Here is a 4,830-nt window from a genome sequence, read left to right as displayed (position 1 = left end):
CCAAAATATGAATGTTGATTCTTCAGGATCTAATGGAAATGTAATAACAGTTGATAATTCTGTAGTGCTTGATAGTGCAAAACGTGCATTAGCTGGTGGATATTATTCAATTTATATATCAAGAAACTATAACTTGAATGATGGAAAACACGATAGTGATACATTTGTAACTGCGGATCCAAATGGAAGTAGACCTGTTGTAAGCGAGGAAATTGCAACCTTAGGGCCAGCAACAGAAGAGGTTACATCAGAAGGTATCCCTAGCACACCACAGATAACTGGACCTAGTAAGGTTAACCCTATTTACTCAAATGATATAATGGCAACACATGGAGATTTAATAACACTTAAACAGCCAGTTGCAAGTAATGAGGAAGTATGGTTTGTACCAAGCAGCGATACTACTTTGATTTCTAATATTAGAGCATGGCGTGCGCAGGATCATGTATCAGATACAAAACCTGATTATAAAACTATGGATAACTTTTATGCATCAATTAACAAGAGCACGGATGGAACATCAAAGGGAATATTGAAGGTAAGTGGAAGCATAAAACAAAATAACTTTAGTGTTGATAATATTGATCCATCAAATCTTACAACTCAAACTTCATTATCAGATGGACGAAGCTACTATGTATTTGTAGTAAATGATGTTGGAGCATCACTTGAATCTACTAAATATATTACAGTGGATTACACAGAACCTAGAGTTACTTTGGTAAATTCGCCGAATAGTACTAATAGCTACGATGCTACTAATACAACTGATAGCAAAGTTTACACGATTACTATACATTATGATGATACAAGTTCAAATTACAATTACAATGGAAGTCCAGGAACTATATATATACTTCCAGGAATAATAACGAGCAAGATGGATTTGACAAGTATCCAGTATGGTAAATTTATGTCTCAGACGGTGAACCCTAATGGCAATGTTACGGTTGGTGCAAGTCAATTTAGCACTAACGATTATACAATCTTTGCCGTAGATGCAGCCGGAAATATTAGTAGTGAACCTCAAATAATTCACGTTAATAACCCGGGATATAATCCAGGTGGTGTGATAAATCATTAGGTAAAAAAATACCGCATACATTAAAGTAAAATGTACCCTATAGGTAGACATTATAAAAAAAGTCTACTCTATGGGGTATTTTGTGTATAATAAGATAAATAACATTAGGAGAATGCAAATGAGTAATAAAATATTTACAAAAAAAGAATTAGAAATATTATATAAAAATAGATATGTTAATTATAGTTCCAACCTGCTTAATCGAATATCCATAATAAGCAATGGGTGATAGTTTGAGCTACGGAAGTTAAATTCCAACAAATTGAATCATCAGCCCATTTCTTATTATAATAAAAATAAGTGCAGATTACTTAATCAAATGAGATTAAGTGTCTACACTTATAGTACAAGACAGATTGAAATATCTAAGTATTTTATGATTTTTTTACCAAGATTTATTAGAATTTTTTTTAAATCGTTTCTTCAGCAGTATTGCTTCGCCTTCACAGTAGTACAAGGAAAAAATTCCTTCGTACCTACGGAATTTTAGGCATTAATCTTTGTAATTAATTAAATTTTTGTACAATATATTATATTGCCATTAATTTCTATTGATTAACCATACTTACAGCGCATTTTTCGTAGGAAACCGGAGAAAAATTCACCTTGTATTTCCGGTTTAGCGAAGTAACAGTATTGAAGAGATGATTCAAATGAAAGCTAATAAATCTTAGGTGATGATTGTTAATTCAACAGACAGACCCTCTTATTTAATGTTCCAAGAATTCATTACTCAGCTTCTTTTCATATAATTTAAACCAATCAAGTCCGTAGTTTCCAAGCCCTAAATCAACTGTGTCAACATATTTAAAACCACACTTTTCATATAATTTAATGGCAGGCATATTTTTTTCATAAACATCCAATCGAATAGATTTAGCGTGAAATTTAATACCGTGTTCAAAAGAAAAATCCATTAAAGCTTTTCCTACACCGCATTTTAAAAAGCTTGGATGCACTGCAAATGTGTAAACAACAAAAACATCGGAATAGTCAGTTTCAAAACCCCATTTGGCGTTATAATATGCAGGTTCAGGTTTATGGCTTAAAATAAGAGAACCAACTATTTTTCCATTATCCTTTGCTACATAAAGATTGCCAGCTTCAATTCCATCAATCGCATTTTGCCTAACAGGATATACCCCTTTCATCCACCCAGGATAATTTATCTCTCTTGCTAAATGATCATTCAAATCATTATAAAGCTGTTCTAATTCATCAATATCACTTACTTTTCCTAATTCAATAATTAAATTCATATTTATATCAACTCCGTCAACGTTATTCATTAATAATATCATTAGGAATCTACTAAAGACAACCTCATTTTTAATTTATAGCTTTATCTTAAACAAATAGTAAATCATAAACTAGCAATTCCTTATTTTCTGTTAATAACCTAAATTTTTATCAGCCTTCTTTTAAAATATAGCCTAATTTATAAATGAAAATACTTTATATTTTCATTTGCCTATTAAATAGTAATTATTATTTAATAAATAGTATTGATTATTTATTTATACTGTATTATAATATAAACATAAAGAACACAAATGAAAAATATATCCCCCTAGATATTGAATATAAAGAAAAATTACTTACTAAATTAAATAGGAGTGAAAGAATATGAAAAAATTATTTAAATGTAGTGTTTGTGGTTATATATATGAAGGAGATGCCGCTCCAGAAAAGTGCCCAAAATGTGGAGTTGGCGCAGACAAATTTGAAGAACTTAGCAGTGAAGATGCAGAAAAGATATATCGTTCTGACAGAACAAATGATATACACATGGAAATTATAGCTTTAGCTGCAAAAATAATAGCTTTAAGCCAAGAAGGCATTAAAGACAATTTAGATCCAAAATGTGTAGCTGCCTTTAAGCAAGCAAAGGATGAGGCTTGGATAATAAAGCAAAGATCAAAAACAGAGTTAGCTGGACATATGAAATTAGGTAAATGGTGATAATAATTAAAGACTTACTTTTATGTTTATCAAGACCTAATTTAAAAAAATATTAATATTACTTTTTTATACAAACTATATATGTATAATTTGTAAGCAATATAAAAACCAGCAAATAATTTGCTGGTTTTGTTTCGTAATAAAAGAAAACTACGTATTATTTAATTTCCGCAAAAATTTCATGTATATTTCCATCTGGATCAGCAAATAGTGCTGTTCTTTGATTCCAAGGCATATCTTGTGGTTCATGAACAGAAGCTGCTCCTTTAGAGATTAGCTCCTTAAATGATTCATCAACATCATTAGGATTTTCACATGGGAAAGCAAGTTCAAAGCCCTGTCCAAATGACTCTTTCCTATATTCGCTACTATACACATACATAACATCTCTCATACAAATAGCAAACCTTGCTCCATCGTTTTCAAATTCAACATAATTACCAAGGTCATTTTCAATTCTAAATCCTAGAACTTGATTATAGAAATTTTTCATTTTATCTATATTATTTGTCCAAATCGTAATAAGATTAATCTGTGCTTTCATCATATATTCTTCCCCTTTCTTAATTTAACATATAATTCGCTTTAATTTACGAGTACGAAACAATTCATGTATAAATTATACCATTATTTTCTATAAAATTATATTTGTTTATATATCTGCATAATTTATCTTAACTTGTTCTTTAAGTTCTTTATTTTCTTCTTCTAATTTTTTAATTCTTCTCTTTAAACTTGCGATAATAGCATCTTTATTATTTTCATCCATTTCTCTTTTAACTTGAAATGGCGTAGGAACTTTGGATTATTGTAATCTAAAACTTTTATTTTTCTTCGAGGTTCTTTAATTTTTAAAATATTTCTATTTGAAGGCTTGTCTTTATTAACATGATATAAAAAATCTTTATATGAAGTATGACCACCTGTAAATACTTGCTTCATAAGTTTTTCAATCATATCGTTATCTATTTCTTCTATTCTAAATAAGTAGTCATAAAAATTAGTTACAACTGTTATTGTTAGATCTACTGTTTTCTCAGTTCTTTTAGCCTTAGTAGGAGTTATTCCAATAGTTTTAATATTCCCAAACTGATTTCTAAGCCATCCAACAAGGTCAGAAAGAATGTTTATATTAACTTTCCTATAATCTACATCAATTTCATTTAGATATTCAAAATATAGTTTTAAAGAATAACAATAAGTCTTTTGTGTATTATAACTTTTTCTCCATTATCAAGATATTCTAATATACATGTTATACTAAATAACCTATTATAATTATACTATATTTAATTTATGGGGTAAGTCCTTAATTATTTTTATTTATTGATAATAATAATTTAATTGTTAAAAATCTTAGTGCAGAACTTCCTGATAAAAAAATCACTACAATAATAGATTGTAATGGCCTTAGCTCAAGAGACAGATATTATTTTTCTTGATGAGCCTACTACTTACTTAGATATGGCTCATCAATTAGAAGTCTTAGAACTTTTTACAAAAACTAAATGTAGAGAAGCAATGAAAAAAATATTAATTCCAAGTGTCCTAATACTTATAATAATTACTAGCGCTTGTGGCAAACAAGAAGGCAAATCAGTCAATATAGATGATAAAGTTCAAACAATTGCATATCAAGCCGAAAATGGTCCTGTCAAAGTACCGTCCAAGCCAAAACGTATTGTCGTTTTAAATTCTGCTATATCAGGGCATGTTATGGCTCTTGTAGGTAACATTGTTGGTGTGTCAACTATTTTAATGATGAAATTACTTCTTCGCTTGTT

At 29.4% G+C, this 4,830-nt stretch carries 5 protein-coding genes and 1 pseudogene; 3 read left to right on the top strand and 3 right to left on the bottom strand.

Translation table 11 applies throughout. The features are described from left to right. Positions 1–1,084, top strand: a 1,084-nt coding sequence (locus tag AGR56_RS20565; RefSeq protein WP_198149876.1) for a hypothetical protein, incomplete at its 5' end; no start/stop codon positions are given. A 710-nt stretch (positions 1,085–1,794) separates the two neighbouring features. Here AGR56_RS20565 and AGR56_RS00845 read toward each other — a convergent pair. Further along, on the bottom strand, positions 1,795–2,343 hold the full coding sequence (locus AGR56_RS00845) for a GNAT family N-acetyltransferase (protein WP_053240764.1): 549 nt from the start codon (positions 2,341–2,343) through the stop codon (positions 1,795–1,797). Between the two features lie 367 nt (positions 2,344–2,710). Between AGR56_RS00845 and AGR56_RS00840 the strand changes: the two genes are divergently transcribed. Then, positions 2,711–3,046, top strand: a complete 336-nt coding sequence (locus tag AGR56_RS00840) for a rubredoxin-like domain-containing protein (RefSeq protein WP_053240761.1) — start codon at positions 2,711–2,713, stop codon at positions 3,044–3,046. A gap of 157 nt (positions 3,047–3,203) precedes the next feature. On the opposite strand, the gene AGR56_RS00835 is transcribed toward AGR56_RS00840, so the two are convergent. After that, positions 3,204–3,590: a VOC family protein gene (locus AGR56_RS00835; RefSeq protein ID WP_053240763.1), complete on the bottom strand. Its 387-nt coding sequence runs from the start codon at positions 3,588–3,590 to the stop codon at positions 3,204–3,206. A gap of 185 nt (positions 3,591–3,775) precedes the next feature. Continuing rightward, entirely contained in the window at positions 3,776–4,003 is a 228-nt protein-coding gene (locus AGR56_RS19940) for a hypothetical protein (RefSeq protein ID WP_157055630.1), read from the bottom strand. A gap of 441 nt (positions 4,004–4,444) precedes the next feature. On the opposite strand from AGR56_RS19940, the pseudogene AGR56_RS19935 reads away from it, so the two are divergent. Next, positions 4,445–4,540, top strand: a pseudogene (locus tag AGR56_RS19935) (iron-enterobactin transporter ATP-binding protein); the annotation flags it as partial. Between the last annotated feature and the right edge of the window lie 290 nt (positions 4,541–4,830).

The sequence above is a fragment of the Clostridium sp. DMHC 10 genome (genome assembly GCF_001270375.1).
GTDB classification, from domain to species: Bacteria; Bacillota; Clostridia; order Clostridiales; family Clostridiaceae; genus Clostridium_S; species Clostridium_S guangxiense.
This window is presented reverse-complemented; position numbering and strand designations above follow the sequence as displayed.

Bases quoted from the DNA above. Each gene is read 5' to 3' on its own strand.
- AGR56_RS00840 (WP_053240761.1), top strand. From the start codon at position 2,711: ATGAAAAAATTATTTAAATGTAGTGTTTGTGGTTATATATATGAAGGA.
- AGR56_RS00835 (WP_053240763.1), bottom strand. From the start codon at position 3,590: ATGAAAGCACAGATTAATCTTATTACGATTTGGACAAATAATATAGAT.
- AGR56_RS00845 (WP_053240764.1), bottom strand. From the start codon at position 2,343: ATGAATTTAATTATTGAATTAGGAAAAGTAAGTGATATTGATGAATTA.
- AGR56_RS19940 (WP_157055630.1), bottom strand. From the start codon at position 4,003: ATGATTGAAAAACTTATGAAGCAAGTATTTACAGGTGGTCATACTTCA.